Origin of the sequence: Kribbella sp. NPDC000426 (assembly GCF_040300265.1) — a bacterium.
Lineage (GTDB): Bacteria > Actinomycetota > Actinomycetes > Propionibacteriales > Kribbellaceae > Kribbella.
Window position 1 is genome coordinate 854,099 of record NZ_JBEPDK010000005.1, and the last position, 26,736, is coordinate 880,834.

Consider the following 26,736-nt stretch of genomic DNA (forward strand, 5'->3'; position numbering starts at 1 on the left):
CCCGAAGTGCGGCAACGACCACGACATCCCCTAGTAGCCGCTCTCCCGTGATGATTGCGCGGTCCATGGCGCCCCGAGCTCGCTGAACAATGCCAGCTCGTCCGAGGCCCGGTCGATCCAGTTCTCGACGTCGAGAACGATCGGCCGGCGCTCCAGTCCTTCGCCTTCCCACCGCACGAACTCGTCCGGGATCCGCGCCGGATCCGCTGCCGTCCGCACGGCCTCGACCACCCGCGTGAACCCGCCCGTCGCAGCTAACGGCACATACAGCGGTACGGCGGGATCCGCCCGATGCGCGAGCAGATTCTCCAAGAGGTCCGCCCGGCCGTACTTCGTCTCGCCGAGCAGGTCCGAGGCGTACTGCAGGACGGCGTCGCCCTCGGACCCGTGCACGATGACCGACGGCTCGAGGTGCTCGTCCGCGCACAGCGTGACCGCGACGAGGATCGTCGTACCGCGCGCGGTCACGATCCGGACCGTGGACGTGTCGTCGGACTCGATCGGGTTCGCGCGGTACAACTCCGTCTCGACCGACCGTACGTCGTCCACGCCGGTCGACCGGTCCAGCAGCAACGCCGCCGCGGTCGCATGGGCAAGCGGATTCGTCACCGCGCCATCAACGACATCGACACCGTCGAGCCGCCGTTTCCCGGCCCAGCGCGCCCGCTGGAAATACTTCGCAGTGCGCACCCACTTGCCAACCGCACTGATCCCCCGGATCTCACCTAGCTGCCCCGCTGCCATCAGCTCCGCGAGCTTCAGCGTCGCCTCGGACGCCTGCGCCTGGAAACCGACCTGACAGGCCCGCCCGGTCTCCGCGACCACGGCAGACAGTTCCTCGAACTCCGCAAGCGACGCCGTCGGCGGCTTCTCCAGCAGTACGTCGGCGCCCGCGCGCATCGCGACCGCGGCCAGCGGGACATGCGTCTGGATCGGCGTACTGATGATCACGACATCGACTTCGGTTGCCGCGAGCAACGCCTCGAGGCTGTCGAAGGCGCGCACACCCTCGGTCGGGCGGGGATCGGCGACCCCGACGAGTTCGGCCCGGCCGGCCGCGGCCAGCCGGGCGACGTTACGAACATGGGAGGCGCCGTGGCCGTGGACTCCCGCCACGGCCACGCGCGGCAACACTATTTGAGCTCCCCGTTGACCTCGTCCAGGAACGCCTTGGCAGCCGCGTCCGGCGCCTGCCGGCCGAACAGTACCTCGGTCGTGTACCGCTGGATGATCTTCTCCACCTGACCGCCGCCGACCGGTGGCGCCGGCGACGGGTCGCCGAGCTCCTTGCCGATGTCCTGGATGAACTTCGCGGACGCGGCGTCGGCCGGCTGCAGCTTCGGCGTCACCTCGGTGCGGATGTCGGTGTTCGGCGGCACGCCCCGCTCGGCGAGCAGCACGTCCCCGGCCGCTGCGCTGTTGGCCAGGTAGTTGACGAACTCCGCGGCCGCCTTCTGCTGCTTCGACCGCGACGAGATCGACCAGAACATCGAGCCCTTGTAGTACGAGCCGTTGTCGGCAGCCTTGCCGTCGGCGCTCGGGATCCGCAGCAGCTTCAGCTGCTGGCCGGTCGCCTTGCTGAACGCGACCAGCTGGTTGCTCCAGATGAAGCTCATCGCGAGCTTGCCGGTCGCGAACGCGGACTGGTCGAGGGCCGCGTTCATGTCCTGCGAGACGGCCTCGGCCGACGGGATCGCCTTCTGGTCGCGCAGCTTCAGGATGTACTTGAAGAAGTCGGTGGTCTTCTCCGGCGACACGCCGAGCTTGCCGTCCTTGGTCCACAGCGACTCGCCGTTCTGGCGGGCCCAGAGATTCAGTCCGGCCTCGTTGCTGCCCAGTGTGCCGGTCCCGGTGATCTTGCCGCCGGTCTTGGTGGTGATCTCGGCGGCGATCCGGGCGAAGTCGTCCCAGGTCCAGGTGGTGTCGTCCGGGATCGCCACGCCGGCGGTCTTGAAGGCGGCCGGGTTCACCACGACGGCGAACGAGTTGATGCCCGCGTTGAGCCCGTACAGGCCGCCGTCGAACTCACCCGCGCCCAGCGTGTCCGGCTCGAACTTGCCGGTGTCCAGGCCCTGCGCCTTCTTCAGGTCGAGCAGCGCGCCGCGGTCGGCGTACTCGCGCAGGTACTTCTCGTCCATCTGGATGATGTCCGGGGCGTCGTTCGCCGCGACGGTGGTGGCGAGCTTGTCCCAGTACCCGGCCCACTCGCCGAACTCGCCCTTGATCGTGACGTTCGGGTGGTCCTTCTGGTACGCGTCGATCACCTGCTGGGTCAGCTTGGTCCGGGTGTCCGACCCCCACCAGGTGAATCGGAGCGTGACCTTGCCGCCGGCATCGTCCGACGACCCGCCCGGACCGCCGGAGTCGCCGCCGCAGGCGCTTGCCGCCAGCAACGTGGTGGCCAGGGCCAGGGCCGTTGCCACGCGAGGGATGTGCAGCCTCATGATGTGGACCTTTCAGGGGTTACTTGATGCCGGTGGTCGCGATGCCCTTGATCAGGAACCGCTGGCCGAACAGGAAGGCGAGGAAGACCGGGACCAGGGAGACGACCGACATCGCGAACATCGATCCCCAGGAGCTGCTGGAGGTCGAGTCGACGAAGCCCCGCAACGCGACCGGGACGGTGTACATGTGCGGGTCGGTCAGGTAGATCAGCTGGCTGAAGAAGTCGTTCCAGGTCCAGATGAACGTGAAGATCGTCGTGGTGGCGAGCGCCGGCACCATCAGCGGCAGGATCACCCGCAGGAAGATGCTGCCCCGGCCGCAGCCGTCGATCCGGGCGGCCTCGTCCAGCTCGCGCGGGATACCGCGGATGAACTGCACCATCAGGAACACGAAGAACGCGTCGGTGGCGAGGAGCTTCGGCACGATCAGCGGCAGGAACGTGTTGATCCAGCCGGCGTGCGAGAACAGGATGTACTGCGGCACGATCACCACGTGGATCGGCAGCATGATGCTCAGCAGCATGATCGCGAACCAGAACTTCTTGCCGATGAACTCCAGCCGGGCGAACGCGTACGCCGCCATCGAGCACGAGACCAGGTTGCCGAAGATCGAGCCGAGCACCACCACCGCCGAGTTCAGCAGGTAGCGGGTGAACGGCTCGGTCAGCGCGTTCCAGCCGACCCGGTAGTTCTCGATCCGCAGGTCCTTCACCAGGATGCCGGGATCACGGAAGATCTCGTTGCCCGGTCGCAGCGAGCTGACCACCATCCAGATCACCGGGTAGAGCATCACCAGCGCGGACACCGCGAGGACGACGTGGATCACCAGCGGCCGGATCCGGGCCCAGGTGACGACCGAGGTCCGGCGGGCGGCGACAGTACGGTGCAGAGTCTCAGTCGTCATAGAACACCCAGTACTTCGAGGCGAAGAAGTTCGCGGCGGTGAAGACCCCGATGATCACGAGCAGGAACCACGCCATCGCCGACGCGTAGCCCATGTCGAAATTCCCGAAGCCCCGGTCGTAGAGGTACAGCGTGAAGAACATCGTCGAGTCCGACGGCCCGCCGCTGCCCCCGGAGACGACGAACGCCTGGGTGAACGACTGGAACGCGTGGATGATCTGCAGCACCAGGTTGAAGAAGATGATCGGCGTCAGCAGCGGCAGCGTGATGCTGAAGAACCGCCGCAGTACGCCGGCGCCGTCGACCGACGCGGCCTCGTAGTACATCGTCGGGATCTGCCGCAGGCCGGCCAGGAAGATCACCATTGGCGAGCCGAACGTCCAGACGTTCAGTACGACGAGTGTCCCGAGCGCCGTACTCGGGTCGGAGATCCAGCCCTTGCCGTGGATGCCGACCAGATCGAGCACCTGGTTGAGCAGTCCGGTCGTGCCGAACACCTGCCGCCAGAGGATCGCGATCGCGACACTCGAGCCGAGCAGCGACGGCAGGTAGAAGACCGATCGGTAGAACGCCATCCCGCGGACGCCACGGTCGAGTACGACGGCCAGCAGCAGGGCGATCGCCAGCTGCAGCGGGACCGACACGAACACGTACGTGAACGTCACCCGGAGCGAGTTGTGCAGCCGCTCGTCGGACAGCATCCGGGTGAAATTCTCCAGCCCGATCCACTTCGGAGCCTGGATCAGGTTGTAGTCCGTGAAGGACAGATAGAGCGACGCCAGCATCGGGCCGATCGTGATCAGAAAAAGCCCCAGCAGCCACGGCGCCAGGAAGAGGTAGCCGGCCAGGTTGTCTTTCCTCTGACCTGCGCTTTTCTTCCCGCGGAGGCTGCCCAGTTCGCCCAGCGCGCTCATTGTCACCACCTTGGAAAACGCTTGCCTTGGCCGGTCAAACTAGTCCAAGAAACCGGTTCCCGCAAGAGTTCGCCTAGGTCGGGACTGACCGGATCCGGCCGCCCTGCGAGGTATTGACAGGACAAAGTTCCAGGGCGACAGTTCTGAGCATTTGGCAACCGCTTACCGCCAGGAGATGCCGATGCTGCGACGTACTTTCCTCACCGGTTCGCTGACCACAGTTGCGGTCGGCGCACTGCAACCGACCACGGCGCGTGCTGAGGTAGCTGCTGTGGACGAGGAATTCCTGACCCTGCTGACCAACGCCAACCAGGCGCAGATCCCGCTGGTGCTGGCGAATTACCAGAACGCCGGCGACAGCATCCGCACGGTCGCGCGAAAGGCCCGGCGGCTGATCTCCGCGTACGTGTGGGGCAGGTCGTCGTACCACCATGACGCCACGCTGCTCGGGCCGCTGGGATGGCTGGTCGATCAGCTCGCGGCGCGGCAGCACGAAGACGGTCTGTACGACGTCGGCAACCTGCACTCGCCGCCCGACAGCTCGTTCGCGATCCAGGACGTGTGCGTCCTGTACTCGCTGCTCGACGCGGATGCCTCGGCGGAGACGGCGGCGCTGCGTACGACGCTCGCCACCGTGATCCGCAAGGCGGCGCCCGCGCTGGCCGTCGGCGGCGTACACACACCGAACCATCGGTGGGAGGTGTCGGCGGCACTCGCCCGCGCGCACCACCTCTTCCCGGACCGGCGGTACGCGGCGCGGATCGACGACTGGCTCGACGAAGGCATCGACGCGACCCCCGACGGGATCTACAGCGAACGCAGCTCGACGTACGCCGCCGAGGTGACGAACCCGTGCCTGCTGACGATCGCATGGCTCCGCGACAAGCCGGCCCTGGTCGACTACGTACGACGGAACCTCGACGCGACGCTGTACCTGCTGGAGCCGAACGGCGAGGTCGACACGACGGCCTCCCGGCGCCAGGACCAGAAGGGTCTGCGCGAGGTCTGGTGGTATCTGACGCAGTTCCGCGAGCTCGCGCTGCACACGAACGACGGCCGCTTCACAACTGTTGCCAAGAGCATCGAAACCCGCGGCACGGGTGAGCTCGGCGACTTCCTGGCCGAGGTGCTCGAGCGGCCCGAACTCGCCGCCACCCTCCCGGCCGCAGCGCCGGTACCGACCGACTTCGTCCAGCATTTCGCGTCACAGGCATCGGTGCGGGTACGCCGTGGCGCGCGGACCGCGACCGTATTCGGCGGGACCGACTTCCACGACATCCCGGTGATCTCATCGGGGCTGTCGACCAATCCGACGTTCTTCAAGCTCCGCAACGGCGCGGCGATCCTGGAGTCGGTTCGGCTGTCGCCGCAGTTCTTCAGCACCGGGCATTTCCGCAGCGACGGTCTGCAGGTGTCGGGGAAGACGTTCAAGCTGTCGTCCGAGGTGAAGGTCCCGTACCACCTGCCGCTGCCGAAGCGGTACCGCCGGTCTGATGGGCGCTATGCGTTGACTCCGGACGGCCGCTTCTACGCGTCGATGGACTTCGGCCACCGTCCTAAGCAGTACCGGACGTTGCAGACCGAGGTGGCTGTTACGGAGGTTGCGGACGGCTTCGACCTGGTCTTCGACTTCGCCGGTGACGAGACGGCGTACGCGATCGAACTCTGTTTCCGGCCGGGTGGGACGTTGGCCGGAGTGGACACACTGGATGCCTCGGGCAACTATCAGCTCGTCGCCGGGACGGGCAGCTACACGGTCGGCTCGGACCGGATCGAGTTCGGTCCGGGGACCGGGCCTGCGCGAGTGGCGATGGATCCGGGCGAGCGGTACACCTACCTCGGCGGCAGCCTGACCCCGGACGGCCTGCGCGTCTACCTCACCGGCCGGATTCCCGGGCGCCAGGTACTGAGGTTGCGAATGTCTTAGTAATTCGAATTATCACTGTCATTTTCTTGACGACGGACCGTCGTCGGGCTACTGTCGGGCGATGCCACAGAAGGCGACCCGGCTGACCCAGCGCGACATCGCGCGACTGGCGAACGTCAGCCAGACGACGGTCTCACTGGTGCTGAACAATCGCAGTGACGCGACCGCCCGGATCCCGGCCGAAACCCGGGACCGGGTGCTCAAGGTGATCCGCGAGACCGGGTACCAGGCGGATCCGCTGGCCCGGCGGATGCTCAAACAACGCAACCAGATCCTCGGCGTGTTCACCTACGAGTCGGTGTTCCCGAGCACGAGCGGTGACTTCTACTACCCGTTCCTGGCCGGCATCGAGGACCGCGCCGAACGCCTCGGCTGGGACCTGCTGCTGTTCACCAGCGCCCCCGTCACGGACGGCCACCGCCGGATCTTCCACGAGAACAACCGCCTCCGCATCGCCGACGGCTGCCTCCTCCTCGGCCGCGAGGTCCCGTCCGACGAACTCGCCCGCCTGATCGCCGAGGACTACCCCTTCGTCTCCGTCGGCCGCCGCAACGACGCCGGCGCCCCCGTTCCCTACGTAGGCGCCGACTACACCACCGCCACCCACCTCCTGGCCGAGCGAGCCCTCCAACTGGGCCACCGCCACCTCGCTTACGTGGGCCCCGCCACCGGCCCGGGCCCCATCCCCGAATCCTCCGCCGACCGCCTCAAAGGCTTCCGCCAGATTGCCGGCCCCAAGTCCCTCGTCCTCTCAACCGCGCCGCATATGCGGTGGGTTGATGAAGTGCTTGAGAAGTTGGTCGAGCGGCGGATCACCGCCGTGTTTGTGGAGGAGCGGGCGGATGCGGTCGCCCTCCTGAGTGCAGCGACCGCGCGCGGGATCGACGTACCTGGGGATCTGTCTGTGGTCGCGCTGGGTGATTCGACCCGGCCGGTGGCGAGTGACGTGGACTTCAGTGGGTTTCACGTGCCGCGGCGGGCGATGGGGGTGCAGGCGGTCGAGTTGCTCGAGGCGATCCTGAGCGGCACCGCGGCATCGCAGCAGATCTTGCTCCCGTGTGAGCTCACCGAAGGAACCACTCTCACTCCACCCAAAGGTGTCTGAATGCATACAGAGGTACTTGTGGTCGGCGGCGGGCTCGGCGGCGTTGCAGCGGCCCTGGCTGCGCTGCGAGCCGGTCGATCGGTCGTGCTGACCGAGGAGTTCGACTGGCTCGGCGGACAGTTGACCAGCCAGGCCGTCCCCCCGGACGAGCACAGCTGGGTCGAGCAGTTCGGCGTGACAGCGTCGTACCGCGCTCTCCGCGACGGCATCCGCGAGTACTACCGCCGGCACTACCCGCTCACCGCTGCCTCCCGTGCGACCCCGCAGCTGAACCCCGGCGCTGGATACGTATCCAAGCTCTGCCACGAGCCGCGGGTCGCTCTCGCGGTGCTCGAGGCCATGCTCGCGCCGTACCGAGCGAGCCGTCGACTGCGGGTGCTCCAGCCGTACCGTCCCGTCGCCGCCGAGACCGACGGCGATCGTGTCACCGCGGTGACCGTGCAGCACCGCGAGTCGGACGAGCAGGTGACGGTCACAGCGCCGTACATCCTCGACGCGACCGAGACCGGGGAGCTGCTGCCGCTCACCGGGACCGAGTACCTGACCGGGTTCGAGGCGCAGAGCGAGACCGGGGAGCCCAGCGCGCCGGCCGGGGCGCAGCCGATGAACATGCAGGCGGTCTCGTACTGCTTCGCGGTCGATCACGTCGACGGCGATCAGGTCGGTGACAAGCCCGCCAACTACGCCTTCTGGCGGAACTACCAGCCGTCGTTCTGGGGCGACCGCCTGCTGTCCTGGACCGCGCCGAACCCGCGGACCCTGGCGACGTCGCAGCGTTCCTTCACGCCGAACCCGGACGACGATCCGCTCGCGGTGGTCGCCGATCAGCGGCTGACCGGCGGCGACACCAACCTGTGGACGTTTCGCCGGATCGCCGCGCGCCGGCACTTCGTCCCGGGCGCGTACGAGAGCGACATCTGCCTGGTGAACTGGCCGATGATCGACTACTTCGAGGGCCCGGTCATCGACGTACCGGACGCTTCGAGGCACCTGGCCGCGGCGCGTGAGCTCTCGCAGTCGGTCTTCTACTGGCTGCAGACCGAGGCGCCCCGGCCCGACGGCGGGACCGGCTTCCCCGGGCTGCGACTGCGAGGGGATCTGCTCGGTTCGGCGGACGGGTTGGCGCAGGCGCCGTACATCCGGGAGTCGCGGCGGATCAAGGCGGAGTACACGATCGTCGAGCAGGACCTCTCGGTCGCGGTGCGCGGCGACCGGGGCGCGGTCGAGTACGACGACACCGTCGGCGTCGGGATGTATCGCATCGACCTGCATCCGTCGACCGGCGGCGACAACTACATCGATGTCGCGAGCAGCCCGTTCCGGATCCCGCTCGGTGCGCTGATCCCGCAGCGGGTCGAGAACCTCCTTCCTGCCAACAAGAATCTCGGCACGACGCACATCACCAACGGCTGCTACCGGCTCCACCCGGTCGAATGGAACATCGGCGAATCCGCCGGCGCACTGGCCGCGTTCTGCCTGGACCGCCGGACGACGCCGCGGGCGGTCCGCAGTACGCCGGCCCTGCTCGCGGAGTACCAGTCCCGCCTCGCCGCGGACGGGGTCGAGCTGAGCTGGCCGGAGGTGGCGGGCTACTAAAATGGCGGCGTGAGCTTCCACGCTGCTGCCTTCATCGCCACCAGCCTCGACGGCTACATCGCCCGCCCCGACGGCTCCATCGACTGGCTCACCACCCGAGCCGAACAGGCCGGCGAGACCGGGTACGACGAGTTCATGTCGTCGATCGACACCGTCGTACTCGGCCGGAACACGTACGAACTGGCGCTGACCTACGACTTCTGGCCGTACGAAGGCAAGCAGGTAGAGGTCCTCAGCTCCACCCTCGACCCCGACACCGACGACCGCATCCTCGTCCACCGCACCCTGGACGCCCTGGTCGAAACCCTCACCGACCGAGGCGCCCAACGCATCTACACCGACGGCGCCCGCACCATCCAGACGTTCCTCACCGCCGGCCTCCTCAACGAACTGACCATCACCACCGCCCCCGTCCTCCTGGGCACCGGCATCCCCCTCTTCGGCCCCCTCCCCACCGAAATCCCCCTAACCCACAACGCCACCCGCACCTTGAAGGCCGGCTTCACCCAATCCGACTACACAATCCACCACTAGCCGACGGGTCGGGCTTCTACCTCTGGTTGAGGAGGTGGACGGCTTCGGTGGCCCAGTAGGTGAGGATTGTGTCGGCGCCGGCTCGGCGGATGGCGGTGAGGGTTTCGAGGATGGCGGCTTCGCGGTTGATCCAGCCGTTGGCGGCGGCGGCTTCTACCATCGCGTACTCGCCGGAGATGTTGTACGCGGCAACGGGGACGTTCACGTGATCGCGGACCTGGCGGATGATGTCGAGGTACGCGAGGGCCGGTTTGACCATCACGATGTCGGCGCCTTCGGCGATGTCGAGGTCGACCTCGCGGATGGCGTCGCGGGAGTTGGCGTTGTCCTGCTGGTACGTCTTCCGGTCGCCGGTGAGCGACGAGTCGACCGCCTCGCGGAACGGGCCGAAGAAGGCCGACGCGTACTTCACGGCGTACGCCAGGATCACGGTGTCGATGAAGCCCGCCGCATCCAAGGCTTGACGGACGACGCCGACCTGGCCGTCCATCATCCCGGACGGACCGACGACATGCGCGCCCGCGGTGGCCTGCGCGACACCCATCTCCGCATAGATCTTCAACGTGGCGTCGTTGTCGACCCGCCCAGAAGAGTCGAGTACCCCGCAGTGACCGTGCGACGTGAACTCGTCCAGGCACAGGTCCGACATCACCAGCAGCGAGTCGCCGACCTCGGCCCGAGCATCGGCGATCGCGACGTTCAGGATCCCGTGCGGATCCAGCGCCCCCGACCCAACCTCATCCTTCTGAGCAGGCACACCAAAGAGCATCACGCCACCTAGACCGAGCGACGCAGCCTCGGCGACAGCCTTCCGCGCCGTGTCCCGGGTGTGCTGCACGACCCCGGGCATCGACCGGATCGGGATCGGCTCCCGGGCGTCCTCCCGGACGAACATCGGCAGGATCAACTGCCGCGGCTCGATGACGGTCTCCGCGACCAGTCGACGTACCGCCGCCGACGACCGAAGCCGCCGCGGCCTGACCTCCGGGAAACCACCAGGCATGGAACTCAGCTCTTCCGACGAGATCCCGAGCGACGCTCGGACGGACGGGTGACCGGCTCACCGGCCTCCACCATGGTGTCACGCCGATCCGCACCGAACCGGGCGAGGGCGTCGGCCAGCTCCTCGACCGACGGCGACTCGGCCATCGCGTCGACCCGCAGGCCGTGTTCCTCGGCGGTCTTCAGTGTGGCCGGGCCGATCACCGCGATCACCGTCGACGCGTGCGGCTTGCCGGCGATACCGACCAGGTTCCGCACGGTCGAGGAGGACGTGAACACGACCGCGTCGAACTTGCCCGACTTGATCGCTTCCCGCGTCGGCGCGGGCGGCGGGGCGGCCCGCACGGTCCGGTACGCCGTGACGTCGTCGACCTCCCAGCCGAGATCGGTGAGCCCGGCAACGAGTGTCTCGGTAGCGATGTCCGCGCGCGGCAGGAAGACCCGGTTGATCGGGTCCAGCACCTCGTCGAACGGCGGCCAGTCCTCGACCAGCCCGGCGGCCGACTGCTCACCGGACGGGACCAGGTCCGGACGGATGCCCCAGGCACCGATCGCCTCGGCGGTCTTGTCGCCGACCGCCGCGATCTTCAGCCCGGAGAACGCCCGCGCGTCCAGCCCGTACTCGTCGAACTTCTCCCGGACCGCCTTCACCGCGTTGACCGAGGTGAACGCGACCCACTCGTAGCGTCCCTCGACCAGACCGCGGATCGCCTTGTCCATCTGCTGCGGGTTGCGCGGCGGCTCGACCGAGATCGTCGGCACCTCTTCCGGCATCGCGCCATAGCGCCTCAACCGGTCCATCAAAGGCCCGGCCTGGTCCTTGGTCCGCGGGACCAGGATCCGCCAGCCGAACAGCGGCTTGGTCTCGAACCAGGACAGCGCCTCGCGCTGCTCGACCACCGCGCCGACCACGATGACGGCCTCGCCGGTCACCTTGGAGGCCCGCAGGTCCGCGACGATCGAGTCCAGCGTGCCGACCACGCTGGTCTGCGCGGTCGTCGTACCGCCGACAGTCACCGCGACCGGGGTGGCAGCGTCGAAGCCGCCCTCGACCAGGGCCGCGACGGTGTCCTTCAGGGTGTCGACAGCGTTCAGCAGGACCAGCGTCTGCTTCGGCTGCAGGCGGGTCAGGTCGAGCTTGTTCTCGGCCAGGTCGACGACGGTGACCTCGCGGTCACCCTTCATCGTCAGCGGGATCCCGGCGTACGTCGGGACCGCGCTCACCTCGCTCACACCGGGGACGACGTTGAAGCCGATCCCCGCCTTCTTGCACGCGGCCGCCTCCTCGGCGCCGCTGGAGAAGGTGAACGGGTCGCCGCTCAGCAGCCGGACGACGTTCGCCGCAGTCTTGGCCGTCTTCACCACGAGCCGCGCCCGGGCGGCGATCCGCAGCGCCCGGCTGCCCTCGGCGCCGGAGCCGTCGACAACCTCGACCCCTGCCTTGCAGTAGGTCAGGAACGGGTCGTGTTCGGGGCCCTCGACAACGACCGCGTCGGCGTTGGCGAGCACGTCACGGCCGGCCAGCGTCAGCAGTGCGGGGTCACCGGGGCCGACACCGACGAATGTCACGTGGCCGAGTGGTCTGGTCTGCTTGACGGTACTGGCCGCAGCCTTCTGAGGTGCCGCGGTGGCCGCTGTCTTCGCGCTCACGTCTGCCTTCGCCCTCGTCGTTTTCCTGCTCGTCTTGTGGGCCGTCTTGTGGGCCGCCGTCGTAGTGCCCTGTGCCGGTGTCATGTTCGCTCCAGCAGTTCGTTCGCCAGCGCCTTGCCGAGAGACACCGGGTCGTCCACCGGCCCGTTCGCCGAGAGCCGTCGTACGCCGTCCTCCTGGCCGAGCGCGCCCCGTAGCCATAGCTCCGGGCCGTCCTCACCTTCGACCACCTCGGCGAGTGCGCCGACCGGAGCCGTGCAGCCTGCCTCGAGCGTGGCCAGCAGTTGCCGTTCCGCCGTCACCGCCGCGCGGGTGGCCGGGTCCTCCAGGTGCGCCAGGGCGGCCAGCACCTCGGTGTTGTCCGACCGGCACTCGATCGCCAGCGCGCCCTGCCCCGGCGCGGGCAGCATCTGGATCGGGTCCAACGTCTCGGTGACCTCGGACAACCGTCCCAGCCGGGACACCCCGGCACGGGCGACGATCACCGCGTCGACCTTGCCGTCGGTGACCAGCGAGATCCGGGTGTCCACGTTGCCGCGGACTCCGGTGCATTCGATGCCCAGGCCGAGCGCGTCGATCTGGGCGACGCGACGCGCAGCGCCGGTGCCGATCACGGAGCCGCGCGGCAGCTCGCCGAGCGTCAGACCGTCACGGGCAATCAGTACGTCGCGCGGGTCCTCGCGGAGTGGGATCGCGCCGAGCACAAGGCCGTCGACCGGCGCGGTCGGCAGGTCCTTGAGCGAGTGCACCGCGATGTCGATCTCGTCGGCCAGCAGGGCGTCGCGCAGTGCGCTGACGAAGATGCCGGTGCCGCCGATCTGCTCGACCGGGGCGCGGTTGACGTCGCCGGTGGTCGTGATCAGGACGAGCTCGACCTCGTGGCCGAGCGCGCGCAAGTCGTTCGCGACGAGGGTCGACTGTGCGGTCGCGAGCGCGGAGCGACGGGTGCCGAGCCGGATCATGCCTGCTCACCTCCACCGTGCCGGGCGTCCGCGGGGGTCTTGCTGGTGTCCTCCGGCGACTTGACCGCTGTCACCGCGTCCACCGTCGCCTGGTCGAGCGCGAACAGCTCGCGCAGCGCATCGGCGTACGTCGGTCCGCCCGGGTCTCCCCCGAGCTCCTTCACCCGGACCGTCGGGTTGTGCAGCAACTTGTCGACGACACGGCGGATGGTCCGTCCGACCTCGTGCCGCTGCTGCTCGTCGAGGCCGGGCAGCCGGCGATCCAGCCGGGCCAGCTCGGAGTCGACCAGCTCGGTCGCCATCGTCCGCAGCGCGACCACGGTCGGCGCCACCGACGCGGCCCGCCGGGTCGCCTCGAACGCGCCGGTCTCCTCGCCGACGATCCGCCGTACCTCGTCGATGTCGGCCTCGCTGCCGCCCGCCGTACCGGCGAGGTCGGCGAGCGTGACCAGCGTGACGCCTGGGATCCGCGCCGCCTCCGGCGCGACGTCGCGCGGCAGGGCGACGTCGAGGACGCCGAGCGCCCGTCCGTCCGCCGCGTTCCGGATCATCTCTTCGGTCAGTACGACGCCACGCGCGCCGGTGCACGACACGATCAGATCGGCCTCGCGCAGCGCGTCCGGCACGCCGGCCAGCGGGATCGCCGTACCGCCGATGCGATCGGTCAGCGCGACCGCGCGCTCATAGTTGCGGTTGGCAATGGTCACGCTCGCGGCGCCGCCGTTGATCAAGGTCTGCGCGGCCAGCGAGGCCATCGAACCGGCGCCGACGATCAGCGCGCGGCGGCCTTCGAAACCGCCGACCGCCTCCAGGCCGGCCGAGACGACCGAGCGGCCGGCGGAGTCGATGCCGGTCTCGGTCCGGGCCCGCTTGCCGACCCGCAACGCGTGCTGGAACAGGGCATTCAGGTCGGTGCCGATGGTCTCCAGGTCCTGGCCGACGCGCAGCGTCTCCTTCACCTGGCCGAGGATCTGGCTCTCGCCGACGACCATCGAGTCCAGCCCGACCGCGACCTGGAACAGGTGTGCGACCGAACCCTCTTCGAAGTGCACGTAGAGGTGCTCGGCCAGATCCAGCAGCGGCACACCGGTGATGTCGGACAGGATCGCGGTGACCTCGTCCATCCCCGCGTGGAACCGGTCGACGGTCGCGTAGACCTCGGTTCGGTTGCAGGTGGCAATGACTGCGGACTCGGCGACGGCCGGCGTGTGCTGGACCGCCAGGGCCAGCTTGGTCGCCGCGTCCGCGTCGAGCGCCACCCGCTCGAGAACGTTGATGTCAGCGGAACGGTGACTGATGCCGACGACCAGGTAACTCATGCGCCGACACCTCCCCCGACACCGGGCAGATCGGCCAGACCGTTCATCGCTGGTAGTTCGGGCACCTGGGGGAGCGCCGCCTCTCCGGACTTTCGTTGTTCGTGGTACGCCAGGATCTGCAACTCGATCGAGAGGTCCACCTTGCGGATGTCGACGCCGTCGGGCACGGACAGCACCACCGGCGCGAAGTTCAGGATGCTGGTGACCCCGGCGGCGACCAGCCGGTCGCAGACCTCCTGGGCCGGACCGGCGGGCGTGGTGATCACGCCGATCGAGACCCGGTCGCGCTCGACGATGTCCTCGAGCTCGGCGAAGTCGCGGACCTCCATGTCGCCGATCCGCTCGCCGACCAGCTTCGGGTCGGCGTCGAGCAGGGCGACGATCCGGAACCCGCGGGTGCCGAAGCCGGAGTAGTTCGCCAGCGCGTGGCCCAGGTTTCCGATCCCGACGATGACCACGGCCCAGTCCTGGGTGACGCCGATCTCGCGGGCGATCTGGTAGCGCAGGTACTCGACGTCGTACCCGACGCCGCGGGTGCCGTAGGAGCCCAGGTAGGACAGGTCCTTACGGAGCTTGGCGGAGTTGACCCCGGCCGCGGTGGCCAGATCCTCGCTGGACGCGGTCGCGATGCCGTTGTCCGAGAGCGCGGTCAAGGCCCGCAGGTAGACCGGCAAGCGCGCGACAGTCGCCTCGGGGATGCCGCGTTCGGTTCTCGTCGGCGGGCCGGGGCGACGGCTGCTGGCACGCGTCACAATTCTCCTGGGAGCGGTTGGTTCACCGCGGTCTGACGGCCGGCGGCGGTTCTTACTCTAGGAGCTTGTGAACGTGAGAACAAAATCGGCGACAGGTGACCTGCAAGACACGCCCTAGCTTGTCAAGGCCTTCCTGAGCCTCGCGGGGTCCACCCGCCAGAAGTCGTGCTGCTTCCCGTCGACGAACGTGACCGGGATCTGTTCGCCGTACTGCGTGAACAGCCGGTCATCCTGGGTGATGTCGACCTCGGTCCACTCCACGCCGAGCTCGCCGCAGACCGCGCGGATGACCTCCCGGGCGTCATCGCAGAGGTGACAGCCCGGCTTCCCGTACAAGACGACCTTGCTCATCGCTCCCGCAACCGTCCCTTCGCGACCTTGCCCGTGACCGAGTGCGGCAACTGGTCCACGACCTCGATCTCGACCGGGGACTTGAAGCGGGCGAGCCGGCCCTCGGCGTACTCACGGACCGCCGCGACGTCGACCGTGGTGTCCGCCTGCGGTACGACGAACGCCTTCACCGCCTCGCCGGTCTCCTCGGACGGCATGCCGATCACCGCCGCCTCGCGTACGCCGGGAGCCGCGACCAGCACCTCCTCGACCTCGCTCGGGAACACGTTGAAGCCGGACACGATGATCAGCTCGCGCAGCCGGTCGACCAGGAACAGGTCGCCGTCGGAGTCGAGGAATCCGACGTCACCTGTGCGGTACCAGCCCGCTGAGTCGGGACCGTCGACGCCGTCCGGCCAGTAGCCGGAGAAGAGGTTGCCGCCGCGGATCAGGATCTCGCCGGGATCGTCGCCCTCGACGTCCTCGCCCTGCTCGTCGGCGATCCGGAGCTCGACGTTCGGCAGCGGGCGGCCGACCGAACCGGGCTTCGGCTCGGACTCGCCCAGGGTCGTCGTCACACCCGGCGAGGCCTCGGTCAGGCCGTACCCCTGGTGCACGAAGTGGCCGCTGACCTGCTCGAAGCGGTCCGCGAGCGTGCGGTCGAGCGTGGACGCGCCGGTCAGCACCACCTTGACCGACTGCAGTGCCGCACGCAGATCGGGTCGACCCAGGAGGGTATGGAGCGCCGGCGGGGCGAGCGGCAGGCGCGTCACGCCATACTTCCCGACCAGGCCGAGGGTCTCGTCGGGGTCGAACCGCTGCTCGACGATCAGCGCCGCGCCGGTGGCGACGGCCCAGCCCAGGACGGCGTTCAGGCCGAACGCATGGAACATCGGCAGCACCCCGAGAACCACGTCCTCGGGCCCCATCCGGTCCTCGCCGAGCTCGGTGAGGTTGTGCACATTCGCCGAAAGTGCCCGATGGGTGAGCATCGCGGCACGCGGATCCCCACTGGTTCCGGACGTGTACAGCAGCACCGCGAGCGCCTCGGGATCGATCGTCGAAGGTAACGGAGCGTCACCTTCGAGCTGTCCCGGCGCCACCGTCCGGACGCCCTCGAACCGGTCCGCCAAGCCCGGTCCGGCGACCGCCAGCCGGGCGCCGGAGTGCGCCGTGACGGTCGCGACCTCGGGCTTGGTGAGCCCGGTGTTCAGCGGCACCGCGACCAGGCCGGCCCGGAGAATGCCCAGGTAGGACGTGACGAAGTCGATGCTGTTGGCAACCAGCAGCAGGACCCGGGCCCCAGGCACCAGACCGGCCGCGGCGAGCCCCTGCGCGGTCCGGTCGACGGCCGCGTCGACCTCGCTCCAGGTCAGTCGGCGGTCCCCGTCGACCAGCGCGGGACGATCGCCGTGCCGTTGCGCTGTGTCACGAAGAATGTCCGCGAAATTCACGTTCACCAGGTGAGTCTGTCACGGCCCCGGGTGCCACGGACTTTCAACCGGCTTGCCCAGAACGGTTGCAGCAGAGCGTAACCACCGATATACAGGTGACTTCGCGGGCGCGCTTCTGTCGAACCTCACACTGCAGAAACCCGGCCGCGCGGGGAACCTCATGCGCGATGCTCCACCCTCCCCGACAGCAGGCTGCTCCGACGTGCGGACGCAGTCCGCTGGCGCATTCGTGACGACCAGACCGGACGGAAGGCGGCACGCCTCAGGCTGTTGACAGTATGTGTCCGAGCGACGACGCTCGGTGCTGCCTCAGCCACTGTGGCCATTCGCGGATGTGTCAGAAGACGTGTCAGTTGAACGGGGAGAAAACTTGACCACGCCGGAGCCAAGCCCGGACGGGATGAGACGTGCAGAGCTCGTCGATCGCGCCCAGGCCGGGGACGTCGGTGCCTTCGGTGAGCTGTACGATGAGTACTCGCTCACCGTCTATCGCTACATCTATGCGCGGGTGTCCTCGTCGGCACTCGCAGAGGACCTGACCAGCGAGACCTTCGTCCGGGCGCTGCGCGCGCTGGACTCGTTCCGCTGGCAGGGCCGGGACTTCGGCGCCTGGCTGGTGACGATCGCCCGGAACCTGATCACCGACCACTACAAGTCCGGCCGGGTCCGGCTGGAAGTGGTCACCGACGAGATCGAGACCCACGACCGGCAGACCGAGGGTCCGGAGATCGATGTGCTCGCCGCCGCGACCGCCGAAGTACTGCGGGACGCCGTCGCGGGCCTGCCGGACGAGCAGCGCGACTGCCTGACGATGCGGTTCTTCGCCGGCCTGTCGATCGCGGAAACGGCCAAGGCGCTGGAGAAATCCGAGGGCGCCGTCAAGCAACTGCAACTGAGGGCCGTGAGGCACTTGGCGAAGGTTATCCCCAAGGACTTGAGGTGAGGCGGATGACAACGAATGTCTTTCGTAACCCGTCAGCGAGTTTCCTCGTTCCTCTTCATGAGGACCTGTCGGTGACCCCGACTGGCCATTGAGGAGAACGAACATCATGAGTGACCTACACAGGGCTCGAGCGCGCGCGGAGTCATTCGCGCACGCCGTCGATCACGGGCCCCGTCACTCCGCGCGACTGAGCGAAGACCCCGAGTTGCTGGAAGCTGTGGAGCTGGTCGGACGGCTGAGGACCGCCGGCGCAGTTGCACCGCGACCGGAGTTCAGCGCCGAGTTGCGGCACCGTCTGCTGGAGCAGGCGGCGGCGCGCGCGGCGACCACTGCGACTCCGACGATGGTGCGCAGCGCACCGGACAGCTCGGACGACCCGCCGGGTCGCGAGGACGTTGGCGCGTCCGTGACAGATATCCGCCGCCGACAGGGCCGGAGGATCCGGCTCGTGGCCAGTACCGCCGCGCTCGTCCTGCTCGGAGGTGGCATCGGTTCTGCCGCCGCCGCCCAGCAGGCGATGCCCGGCGACACGTTGTACGGAATGAAGCGCAGCATCGAGAACGTGTCGACCAATGTGAGCGTCGGAGACGACTCGCGCGGCCGGCGCGACCTCGAGCACGCGATGACCAGACTGTCCGAAGTCCGCCAGCTCGCCGACAACGGCGGATCGGTGGGCACGATCAATGCGACCCTGGACGACTTCTCGGCGCAGTCCCGCAAGGGCGTGTCCCGATTGGTCGCGTCGTACCAGCAGGACGGCGACGAGAGTTCGATCAGCGCGATCACGACCTTCATCACCAGCGCCCGCCAGGCTCTTGTGGGGCTCGCGCCCAAACTCCCGCCGGAGTCGCTGAAGTCCGGAGTGGAGGCGCTGGCGACGATCGAGCAGCTGGCGCAGCACACGACGGCAGCCTGCCCGAAGTGCGCGGCGCCGAAGTCGGCCACCACCGGCGGCGGCACCACCAGCAAGCCGAACCGGACGACACCCGGCAACGGCGAACCGAGTGATCCGGCCAAGCCGGGGACGAGCACCCAGGCGTCCTCGACCATCCCGACACCCGGTGCGTCGACCACGCTGCAGCCGAGCACGTCACCGACCAAGATTCCCAACACCACGATCGTCGAGGAGTCCACCGGACCGCCTCCGACGGCCCTGAAGACGCCACCGAAGCCGTCGTCGTCAAACTCGCCGATTGCGACGCCTACCGTGCTGCCTTCGCTGACCCCGACCACGCCGTCCTGGCCGTGGCCGTTCCCGACTACACCGCTGATCGATCTCCCAGGGATCATCAACACCCTGCTTCCACCCTGGAAGTAGCGCACGACGCACAGAAGCCCGGCACACCGATCGTGTGCCGGGCTTCTTCGTTGTTCCAAGCTCAGAAGAAGACGCTGCGGCGTTGCATCAGCAGGGTGTAGAGGGTCTGCTGGATGGTCTCGCGGACCTGGTCGGTGACGTTGAAGACCAGCATCGGGTCGTCCGCGGCGCCGTCGGCGAAGTCGTCGGTGCGGATCGGCTCGCCGAACTCGATCAGCCACTTCGACGGCAGCGGGATCAGCCCGAGCGGTCCGAGCAGCGGGAAGAACGGCGTGATCGGGATGTACGGGACGCCGAGCAGCCGGGCCAGTGAGGCGATGTTGCCGACCAGCGGATAGATCTCCTCGGCGCCGACGATCGAGCACGGGACGATCGGTACGCCGGTCCGCATCGCGGCGCTGACGAATCCGCCACGCCCGAACCGCTGCAGCTTGTACCGCTCGGAGAACGGCTTGCCGAGGCCCTTGAAGCCTTCGGGCCAGACGCCAACCAGGTTGCCCTGGCGGAGCAGCCGTTCGGCGTCGTCGTTGTTGGCCAGGGTGGCGCCGCCCTTACGGGACAGCTCGCCGACGAACGGCGTCTGGAACACGAGGTCCGCCGCCAGCGTGCGCAGCGGCCGGCCGGTGTGGTCGGCGACGACGACCTGGGTCACCAGTCCGTCGATCGGCATCGTGCCGGAGTGGTTCGCGACGATCAGCGCGCTGCCGTCGGTGGGGATGTTCTCGATACCGCGCACCTCGACGCGGAACCATTTCTCCACCATCGGGCGCAGCATCGGCAGCAGCACCTGGTCGGTCAGGTCGGAGTCGTACCCGAACTCGTCGAGCTCGTAGTCACCGCTCAGCCGCCGGCGCAGGAACGCCAGCCACTCGGCGACCCGGCGCTCGCCGTCCTCACCGAACAGCTCCCGCACCACCCGCTCCAGGCGACCGAAGTCCAGCCCGCCCAGGTCCAACCCAGACAGGTCGGGCCCGTCGACGTCCGGCACGTCCTCCCGCTCGACCCGGGTCGAGGTCGAGTCGGCCGCGCCGAGCTCTTCACCCTTCACCTTGGCCCGGCCGCTCTTCTTCTTATGAGCGCCCGGCCCCGCGAGGGCTCGGGCCGCGGCGGACGGCGTCGTACGCCGGTTGCCGCGCCCGGGGCGGCCGCCGGAGCCGATCGGGATCACGTCCGCGTCAGCCACGCAAGGCTCCCAGCCCCGCGCCGAGCAGGCCGGAGACCCGCGTCATCGCACCGGTCCCGAGCGAGGAGCGGAAGTCGTCGAACGCCTCCGCGGTCGTGTACTTCGGCTCGAACCCGAACTCGGTCCGCATCCGGGTCGTGTCCACGCCGCGCCCGTACGTCAGGAAGGTGATCTGGTCCGGCGAGAAGTCCGCGAGCCGGGCCCGCCGGACGGCGGCGGCCGTGCTGGACGCAGTGAACGACGGCAGCCGCAGCGTCGGGCGGCCGAGCCGGCGGATCGCCTGGGACAGCGAGAGCATGCCGTCGCCGGCCAGGTTGAAGGTCCCGGGAAGGTCGTTGACGGTCGCGCGCTGGATCGCCTCGACGCCGTCGTCCTCGTGCAGGAACTGCAGGCGGGCGTCGTACCCGAAGACGGTCGGCACGACCGGGAGCGCGAAGTACCGCGTGATGGGCGAATCGGTCTTGGGGCCGATCCAGTTCGCCATCCGGAGCGTGGTGACGCAGACATCGGGGCGGCGCCGGGCGAAGCCGCGCACGTACCCCTCGACCTCGACGGCATCCTTGCTCAGCCCGTGGTGGTGGATCGCCCGCGGCGCCATCTCCTCGGTGAACATGGCCGGGTCGCGCGGACCCGCGCCGTACACCGTCGTGGAGGACTTGACCACCAGCTTGGCCACGCCGGGCGCCTTCTGGCACGCGGCGAGCAGCTGCATGGTGCCGATGACGTTGATCTCCTTCATCGACGAACGACCGCCGGCACTGCCGGGGGTCGCCACGACGCCCGTATGGACGACCGTATCCACGCCTTCGGCCGCGATCACCTTGGCGATCACGGGGTTACGGATATCGGCCCGGACGAACCTGACCCGCCCGAGCTCGGCCCGTGGCGGGACCACGTCGATCCCGAGCACGGTGCCGATCGCCGGGTCGTCGGCCAGTCTGCGGGCACAGCGAGCACCGGCGTCCCGCGAGACGCCGGTCACCATCACTACCTGTGCCACGAGCTACCCCCAGCCGGACCGGGCGCGGCGGAACAGTACCTGCCGGCTACTTGCCGAGCTTGCGGCGCTGCACCCGCGTCTTCTTCAGCAGCTTGCGGTGCTTCTTCTTCGCCATACGCTTACGGCGCTTCTTGATTACGGAACCCACGTCTGACCATCCAAACTCAAAGAGAACGTCGGCAAAGCTTACCTGCAGGTCACTCCCCCGACCTAAAGCAGCCTCCTCCACTAAACTTGAGGACGACCTGGGGAGGCACTATGACGGCAGGTACGACGGCTCGCTACGACGGTCTGGCCGACTGGTACGACGACCGGTTCGTGGTGAATGCGGAGCCGAATCAGCCCGGTGTGCTCGAGTTGCTCGGGCCCGGATCCGGGCCGTGCCTGGACATCGGCTGCGGCACCGGCCGCAACTTCGCGACGATCCGGGAAGCGGTCGCACGGTGGTCGGCCTGGACTTCTCCGTCGATCAGCTCAGGCTCGCCCGGACCCGCACCGACGGGCCGCTGGTGCACGGCGACGCCGCCGCGCTTCCGTTCGCCGACGCGTCCTTCGACACAGCGATCGTGATGTGGATCTCGACCGACGTGGACGACTTCAGCAGGCTGCTCGGCGAAGCCGCGCGCGTGCTACGGCCGGGCGGGGTGCTGGTGGTCTATGGCGTTCACCCCTGTTTCAACGGGCCACACGTCGTCTACAACGAGGACGACGGCAGCCGGCTGATTCACCCGACCTATCGGACCGCCGGCTGGCACGAGCCCGCGCCGTGGTGGGCCGATGACGGCATCCGCCGGCGGATCGGCATGAGCCACGTCCCCCTGGCCGAGTACCTGAACGCCATCATCAGCTCCGGCCTGACGGTCGAGCGCTTCGAGGAACCGATCGGTCCGGAAATTCCGCACGCGCTGGCGTTCCGCGCACGCCGTACCGGCTAGGCGGCTTTCCGGACCGTGACCTCGGCGACCGGCTTGGTGAGGACCGCCAGGTGTGGGGCGGCGGTGGTCTTGGTGGTGCTCGCGTAGGCGGCGGGGGTGAAGGCGACGGCGGCCAGGCCCAGGGTGGCGATGGTGCCTACGGCAACTGTTTTGACGATTCGGATCGGCATCGGGAGCCTCCTTCCGGTTGGTGGTTCCATCCTGGAGGCGCGGGCTGCGACCGTCCTGGAAGGAACCTGGGAGCCCGCTGGGAACGGCGCAGTACGGTGGTCGCATGGCGTACGTCGTGTTCATCGCCGCCCTCGTGGTGGTGCTCGCCGGGCTGACCTGGTTCGCCTCTTGGGCGAAGCGGCGTGGGCACGGGTCCGGGGTGGCCGGTGCGCTCGCGGCGTACGACGAGGCTTATCGGACGACCGCCCATCAGTCGCACCACGAGTTGCGGCAGCAGGCTGACCGGAAGTCCGAGAGCGGCTCGCCGGACGATCTCTAACGCAGGAAGCTCGCTACCGGGCCGAGCGTGAGCAGACCACTGCCGGCCGCGTGCTCGTCTGCTGCCGGCGCCAGGGCTGCCTGTGCTGTCTCCAGCAGCTTGCCGTCGCCGGACTGCCGGGCCGCGTGCGCGGTCAACGCCCAGTAGGTCTCGAGCAGGAGCCCAGGCGGCGGGTTCGGCGATCCGATCACCCACGGGGTGTGCGGGCCGTAGTCCGCCTTGGGGATCGGCTGGTCGTGCCGGATGGCGTGCGCGGCCAGTGCCAGCGGGAGCAGGCCGTCGCTCAGTCCTGGCATGCCGGCGCCGGCCAGGGATGCAGCGGCTGCCCGGTACGACTCGGCGGTGTCGTCGCGGAGGGCGGCGTACCAGCGGGTGAAGACGGCGACGAGTGGGAGCTCGTGGCGGGCGGCCAACGCGTCGGCGGCCGCGGCGTGTTCGTCGGCCGCCGTGTGGTCGGCCCGCGCGCAGGCGGACTGGAGCCGGATGAGGTGGCCGAGAACCTCATAGGTGAAGAGGTTGTGGCGTTGCGAGAGGGCGACGAGTTCGGCGCCGATTGCGTCGCGTTCGGGGGCGAGACCGGCCCGGTAGCAGGTCTGCATGAAGACGCCGTTCAGCGTGAACGCCAGCAGCGCAGGATCGTCGAGCCCGCGCGCGAGCCCCTCGGCCTCGAGCGCCGCCTCACGGGCCCGCGGTGACCGCGAACCGCGCGACTCGAGCGCGATCGTCGCGAGCAGCCGAGCCCGGATGCTCGGGTGGTCCTGCGTCGGCAGAACCCGTTCGGCCGCAGCGACGATCGCCCCGGCCTGCGTCTCGTCGTCGGAGCGCGTCCAGATCGCCGGTACGTCGTACGCGCCGATGACCCGCGCCGTCAGATCGGGGTCGCCCAACTCCTCGGCGGCGGTGATGGCAGCGAGGCGATGTCCACGAGCAGCCTCCAAGCCACCGCCGCCGGTGACCGCGAGGTTCCGCAGGAGGCCGACCGTCGACTCGATCCGGGCGCGCGTCCCGCCGACGACGCGGTCGTACATCGCGGCCGTCTCCGCCCACACGCTCCCAGCCGGCCTGAGGTGCGCGGCCTGGTTGAGGATGTCCGTCTCGAGCCGGCTGAGCGCCGGACCAGGGTCGACGCCGAGCTGACCGACCAGAGTCTCCCGGGCACGACGCAGTACGGCGAGAGCGTCGCCTTGACGCTCGCTCCGATACAACGCCAACGCCAGCAACCGCCACGCGTCCTCGCGCCACGGGTGCTCGGTCACATGCGCATCCAGGTCCGGGACCGCCTCCGCCGCGAGCCCCAACGCCAGCCGCGCCTCGCCGACCCGCTCGACCGCCCGCAGCCGCAACTCGTTCAACCGCGAACGCTCGGCCAGCGCCCACCCTTCATCGGCAAACTCCGCGTACGCCGGACCGCGCCACAACGCCAACCCTGCAAGCAGCTCCGGCAACGACCCCTGCACCGCCGCCTCGAACCGCCACGCGTCCACCGCCTCGGTCCGCAACGCGTACCCAGGGCCTTCGGTGACCAGCACCTCCGCCGGCGTCCGCGGTTCCCGATCCGGCTCGATGGCCCGCCGAAGCGCAGCCACAAACGTCCGCAAGGCGCTCAACGCCCCCGCCGGCGGCTCCACCCACAAGTCGTCCACCAGCACCGCCGCCGGCACCACCCGCCCCCGCGCCACGACCAACCGAGCCAACACCGCCCGATGCCGAGGCCCCTTCAAATCAACCGGCTCCCCGTCCCAGGCCACCACCGACCCCAGCACCCCGAACTCCACGCCGCCACGGTAGCTGGCGCTCATCCAACACTCATCCGCACCCGCCACAGTGGCAGGCATGAAGATCGAAGGGTTCCAATACCGCAGAGTCCCGGGTGCGGATGGCGTCGAGCTGAACGTGGCCGTCGGTGGGTCCGGTACGCCGGTTGTGCTGCTGCATGGGTTTCCGCAGACGCATTTGATGTGGCGGCGGGTGGCCGGGCAGCTGGCTTCCGACCACACGCTGATTTGTCCGGATCTGCGGGGGTACGGCGACAGTGCGAAGCCGGACGGGGGCTACTCGAAGCGAGCGATGGCGGCTGACGTTGTCGCGGTGGCTCGGGAGTTGGGGTATTCGCGGTTCGGGTTGGTCGGGCATGACCGGGGTGCATTGGTGGCGTTTCGGGCTGGTCTTGATCATCCGGAGGCGGTGTCGCACCTGATGTGTCTGGACGTGTTGCCGACGCTCGACATGTGGGAGGTGATGCACGGGACGAGTGCGGCGGTCGGGTTTCATCTGTATCTGATGGCTCAGCCGGCCGGATTGCCGGAGAAGATGATCGCGGCGGCGTCCGACGAGTTCTTCGGGTACTTCCTGGATCTCTGGGCGAAGGATCCCGCGGCGATCCCGCCCGAGGTGCGGTCGGTCTACCTGGAGGCGTCGCGGCGGGCGGTGCCGTCGATCGTCGCGGACTATCGGGCCTCGGCGACGATCGACGTCAGCCACGATACGGAAGACCTTGCTCAGGGCAACAAGCTGCGGATGCCGGTGACGGTGATCCAGCAGGACTGGGGCGCAACGCTCGGCTTCGACGCGGCGGCCCGCTGGAAGGCCTGGGCGACCGACCTGCACCACCAGACCACGACCGCCGGCCACTTCATGGCCGAGGAAGCACCGGACGAGATCAGTACTACGATCCGCGAGCTCCTCAAGCGGTGAGGTAGGCCGTCGATTCGGCCAACGAATCGAGTGCGCGATCGACCGACGTACTGATCAGGTGGCCGTCGCGCTTCACCGGCGTACCTCCGACGAGGACTGTGTCCACGTTGCCGGGATGCGCTGCGGTCACCACCGTCGCGACCGGGTCGTGCAGGCCGCCGACCAGATTGAGGTCCGTACTGCGCAACAGCACGACGTCCGCCTTGTTGCCGATAGCAAGCGAACCGACGTCGGACAGCCCAAGCGCACGAGCCCCGCCGAGCGTCGCCAACTGCAGCACATCAGCCGCGGAGAACGCCTTATAACCAAGGGCAAGCACCTCGTGCATCGCGCGGAACATGTCACCGCCGGAGGTCGTCACAATATCGATCCCGAGGCTGAAGTCGACCCCAGCCGCGCGGAGCCGCCCGGCCAGCGGCTGCCCCATCTCCATTCGTGCTTCTACGGTCGGCGTGATCGAGACGGCAGCACCGGTCTCGGCGATCACCTTCAGTTCGGAATCCGGCAGGTTGTTGCCGTGCACGTAGAGAGTGTTCGGCCGGGCCACGCCGGCGTCGCGTAGCTGCGTGATCGGATCCGGCGTCTGCGAACTGCTGCTGATGTGCACCACAACCGGCACACCCAGCGAGTCCGCCAGCTCCCAGTCCGCCTGGACGGTCTCGAACGCCGCGAACGAAGGCCCGATCGCCGCGACCGCAAGACCAAGGTGATCGGACTGCCGCGCCATGATGCGCCGCATCTCGGCCGGGTCGACAGCCCCACCACCAAGCGGCGACGGCCCGTACCCGAAGACCGCCCGGATCCCGCTGCGCTCCAACGCATCCAGGGCGGCGTCGGCATGGTCCGGCGTCCGCTGCACGTGTGAGTAGTCCTGCACGGTGGTGATCCCGCCGTCCAAGCACTCCAGCGCGCCAACAAGGTTGCCTGCCGCAACATCTTCCGCGCGAAACCGGGATCCGTACGCCCCCAGCACGCGCTCGAAGTATGTCCCGAGATCGTCGTCGACCGTGATCCCGCGCAACGCGGTCTGCCACAGATGCCGGTGTGTGTCCACGAACCCCGGCAGCACGATCCGCGCACTCGCGTCGATCACCTCGGCATCCACGTTCAGCCCCGGCCCGACCGCGGCAATCCGCCCGTCCTCGATCAGTACGTCGGTCTCCCGCCGCACCACCACCTCCGGGAAGGTGTCGATCACCGTCCCACCCCTGAGCAACAACCGCACCAGCATCTCCCTCACTAGAAAGCTTTCCTAAAAGCTATCACCAAAGCATTCTAGGA

General features: G+C 68.6%; 26 protein-coding genes. 9 read left to right on the forward strand and 17 right to left on the reverse strand.

The window, feature by feature from the left end; genetic code table 11:
* Positions 1-30: 30 nt before the first annotated feature.
* Genes ABT313_RS28355 through ABT313_RS28370 form a run of 4 tightly spaced genes read right to left on the reverse strand, consistent with a single transcriptional unit; the run spans position 31 to position 4,261 of the window.
* Positions 31-1,122 carry a Gfo/Idh/MocA family protein gene (locus ABT313_RS28355; protein ID WP_350860102.1) on the reverse strand — a complete coding sequence of 364 codons (1,092 nt, stop codon included), beginning with the start codon at positions 1,120-1,122 and terminating at the stop codon, positions 31-33.
* 11 nt (positions 1,123-1,133) lie between these two features.
* The gene (locus ABT313_RS28360) at positions 1,134-2,444 is read right to left on the reverse strand and encodes an ABC transporter substrate-binding protein (protein ID WP_350860104.1); all 1,311 of its coding nucleotides are present in this window, start codon (positions 2,442-2,444) and stop codon (positions 1,134-1,136) included.
* A gap of 19 nt (positions 2,445-2,463) precedes the next feature.
* Positions 2,464-3,348, reverse strand: coding sequence for a carbohydrate ABC transporter permease (locus tag ABT313_RS28365; RefSeq protein WP_350860106.1), 885 nt, complete (start codon positions 3,346-3,348; stop codon positions 2,464-2,466).
* Positions 3,338-4,261: a carbohydrate ABC transporter permease gene (locus ABT313_RS28370; protein ID WP_350860108.1), complete on the reverse strand. Its 924-nt coding sequence runs from the start codon at positions 4,259-4,261 to the stop codon at positions 3,338-3,340. Before ABT313_RS28370 ends, ABT313_RS28365 begins: the two co-directional genes overlap by 11 nt.
* A 181-nt stretch (positions 4,262-4,442) precedes the next feature.
* Between ABT313_RS28370 and ABT313_RS28375 the strand changes: the two genes are divergently transcribed.
* From ABT313_RS28375 to ABT313_RS28390, 4 genes are all read left to right on the forward strand, one after another.
* Positions 4,443-6,188 (forward strand): hypothetical protein, encoded by a 1,746-nt coding sequence (locus ABT313_RS28375; RefSeq protein ID WP_350860110.1) that lies wholly within the window; start codon positions 4,443-4,445, stop codon positions 6,186-6,188.
* A 61-nt stretch (positions 6,189-6,249) separates the two neighbouring features.
* A complete protein-coding gene (locus tag ABT313_RS28380; protein ID WP_350860112.1) occupies positions 6,250-7,293 on the forward strand; it encodes a LacI family DNA-binding transcriptional regulator in 1,044 nt (347 codons plus the stop codon).
* Positions 7,294-8,889: an FAD-dependent oxidoreductase gene (locus ABT313_RS28385; RefSeq protein WP_350860114.1), complete on the forward strand. Its 1,596-nt coding sequence runs from the start codon at positions 7,294-7,296 to the stop codon at positions 8,887-8,889. It abuts the gene before it with no gap.
* A gap of 9 nt (positions 8,890-8,898) precedes the next feature.
* A complete protein-coding gene (locus tag ABT313_RS28390) occupies positions 8,899-9,423 on the forward strand; it encodes a dihydrofolate reductase family protein (RefSeq protein ID WP_350860116.1) in 525 nt (174 codons plus the stop codon).
* A 16-nt stretch (positions 9,424-9,439) separates the two neighbouring features.
* Here ABT313_RS28390 and hemB read toward each other — a convergent pair whose 3' ends face one another.
* The 7 genes from hemB to ABT313_RS28425 form a co-directional block, all read right to left on the reverse strand.
* Positions 9,440-10,426 (reverse strand): porphobilinogen synthase, encoded by a 987-nt coding sequence (hemB, locus tag ABT313_RS28395; RefSeq protein ID WP_350860118.1) that lies wholly within the window; start codon positions 10,424-10,426, stop codon positions 9,440-9,442.
* A gap of 5 nt (positions 10,427-10,431) precedes the next feature.
* Positions 10,432-12,159, reverse strand: coding sequence for a bifunctional uroporphyrinogen-III C-methyltransferase/uroporphyrinogen-III synthase (locus ABT313_RS28400; RefSeq protein WP_350860120.1), 1,728 nt, complete (start codon positions 12,157-12,159; stop codon positions 10,432-10,434).
* A complete protein-coding gene (gene hemC, locus ABT313_RS28405) occupies positions 12,156-13,037 on the reverse strand; it encodes a hydroxymethylbilane synthase (protein ID WP_350860122.1) in 882 nt (293 codons plus the stop codon). The genes ABT313_RS28400 and hemC overlap by 4 nt, the downstream gene beginning before the upstream one ends.
* Entirely contained in the window at positions 13,034-14,356 is a 1,323-nt protein-coding gene (locus ABT313_RS28410) for a glutamyl-tRNA reductase (protein WP_350860124.1), read from the reverse strand. The genes hemC and ABT313_RS28410 overlap by 4 nt, the downstream gene beginning before the upstream one ends.
* Complete coding sequence (locus ABT313_RS28415) at positions 14,353-15,108, reverse strand: redox-sensing transcriptional repressor Rex (protein WP_350860126.1); 756 nt, start codon at positions 15,106-15,108, stop codon at positions 14,353-14,355. The genes ABT313_RS28410 and ABT313_RS28415 overlap by 4 nt, the downstream gene beginning before the upstream one ends.
* 114 nt (positions 15,109-15,222) lie before the next feature.
* On the reverse strand, positions 15,223-15,459 hold the full coding sequence (locus ABT313_RS28420) for a glutaredoxin family protein (protein ID WP_350860128.1): 237 nt from the start codon (positions 15,457-15,459) through the stop codon (positions 15,223-15,225).
* Positions 15,456-16,898 carry a class I adenylate-forming enzyme family protein gene (locus ABT313_RS28425; RefSeq protein ID WP_350860130.1) on the reverse strand — a complete coding sequence of 481 codons (1,443 nt, stop codon included), beginning with the start codon at positions 16,896-16,898 and terminating at the stop codon, positions 15,456-15,458. Before ABT313_RS28425 ends, ABT313_RS28420 begins: the two co-directional genes overlap by 4 nt.
* Positions 16,899-17,292: 394 nt before the next feature.
* Between ABT313_RS28425 and ABT313_RS28430 the strand changes: the two genes are divergently transcribed.
* Both ABT313_RS28430 and ABT313_RS28435 read left to right on the forward strand, forming a co-directional pair.
* Positions 17,293-17,835: a sigma-70 family RNA polymerase sigma factor gene (locus tag ABT313_RS28430; RefSeq protein ID WP_130384882.1), complete on the forward strand. Its 543-nt coding sequence runs from the start codon at positions 17,293-17,295 to the stop codon at positions 17,833-17,835.
* 106 nt (positions 17,836-17,941) lie between these two features.
* On the forward strand, positions 17,942-19,153 hold the full coding sequence (locus ABT313_RS28435; protein ID WP_350860132.1) for a DUF5667 domain-containing protein: 1,212 nt from the start codon (positions 17,942-17,944) through the stop codon (positions 19,151-19,153).
* 61 nt (positions 19,154-19,214) lie between these two features.
* Here the strand turns inward: ABT313_RS28435 and ABT313_RS28440 are convergent, their stop codons facing one another.
* The 3 genes from ABT313_RS28440 to ABT313_RS28450 are packed head-to-tail and all read right to left on the reverse strand — an operon-like array spanning position 19,215 to position 21,484.
* A complete protein-coding gene (locus tag ABT313_RS28440; protein ID WP_350860134.1) occupies positions 19,215-20,336 on the reverse strand; it encodes a lysophospholipid acyltransferase family protein in 1,122 nt (373 codons plus the stop codon).
* Positions 20,329-21,336, reverse strand: a complete 1,008-nt coding sequence (locus tag ABT313_RS28445; RefSeq protein ID WP_350860136.1) for an NAD-dependent epimerase/dehydratase family protein — start codon at positions 21,334-21,336, stop codon at positions 20,329-20,331. Before ABT313_RS28445 ends, ABT313_RS28440 begins: the two co-directional genes overlap by 8 nt.
* Positions 21,337-21,382: 46 nt before the next feature.
* Positions 21,383-21,484: a 30S ribosomal protein bS22 gene (locus tag ABT313_RS28450; RefSeq protein WP_008356322.1), complete on the reverse strand. Its 102-nt coding sequence runs from the start codon at positions 21,482-21,484 to the stop codon at positions 21,383-21,385.
* Positions 21,485-21,716: 232 nt separating this feature from the next.
* Between ABT313_RS28450 and ABT313_RS28455 the strand changes: the two genes are divergently transcribed.
* Positions 21,717-22,271, forward strand: coding sequence for a class I SAM-dependent methyltransferase (locus ABT313_RS28455; RefSeq protein WP_350860139.1), 555 nt, complete (start codon positions 21,717-21,719; stop codon positions 22,269-22,271).
* Here ABT313_RS28455 and ABT313_RS28460 read toward each other — a convergent pair.
* Complete coding sequence (locus ABT313_RS28460; protein WP_350860141.1) at positions 22,268-22,441, reverse strand: hypothetical protein; 174 nt, start codon at positions 22,439-22,441, stop codon at positions 22,268-22,270. The two genes, ABT313_RS28455 and ABT313_RS28460, sit on opposite strands and share 4 nt — an antisense overlap.
* Positions 22,442-22,545: 104 nt before the next feature.
* On the opposite strand from ABT313_RS28460, the gene ABT313_RS28465 reads away from it, so the two are divergent.
* On the forward strand, positions 22,546-22,761 hold the full coding sequence (locus tag ABT313_RS28465; protein ID WP_350860143.1) for a hypothetical protein: 216 nt from the start codon (positions 22,546-22,548) through the stop codon (positions 22,759-22,761).
* Here ABT313_RS28465 and ABT313_RS28470 read toward each other — a convergent pair.
* The gene (locus ABT313_RS28470) at positions 22,758-24,560 is read right to left on the reverse strand and encodes an AfsR/SARP family transcriptional regulator (protein WP_350860145.1); all 1,803 of its coding nucleotides are present in this window, start codon (positions 24,558-24,560) and stop codon (positions 22,758-22,760) included. The genes ABT313_RS28465 and ABT313_RS28470 overlap by 4 nt on opposite strands.
* 34 nt (positions 24,561-24,594) lie before the next feature.
* On the opposite strand from ABT313_RS28470, the gene ABT313_RS28475 reads away from it, so the two are divergent.
* Positions 24,595-25,455, forward strand: a complete 861-nt coding sequence (locus ABT313_RS28475; RefSeq protein WP_350860147.1) for an alpha/beta fold hydrolase — start codon at positions 24,595-24,597, stop codon at positions 25,453-25,455.
* Here the strand turns inward: ABT313_RS28475 and ABT313_RS28480 are convergent.
* Positions 25,445-26,680, reverse strand: coding sequence for an amidohydrolase family protein (locus ABT313_RS28480; protein ID WP_350860149.1), 1,236 nt, complete (start codon positions 26,678-26,680; stop codon positions 25,445-25,447). The two genes, ABT313_RS28475 and ABT313_RS28480, sit on opposite strands and share 11 nt — an antisense overlap.
* Between the last annotated feature and the right edge of the window lie 56 nt (positions 26,681-26,736).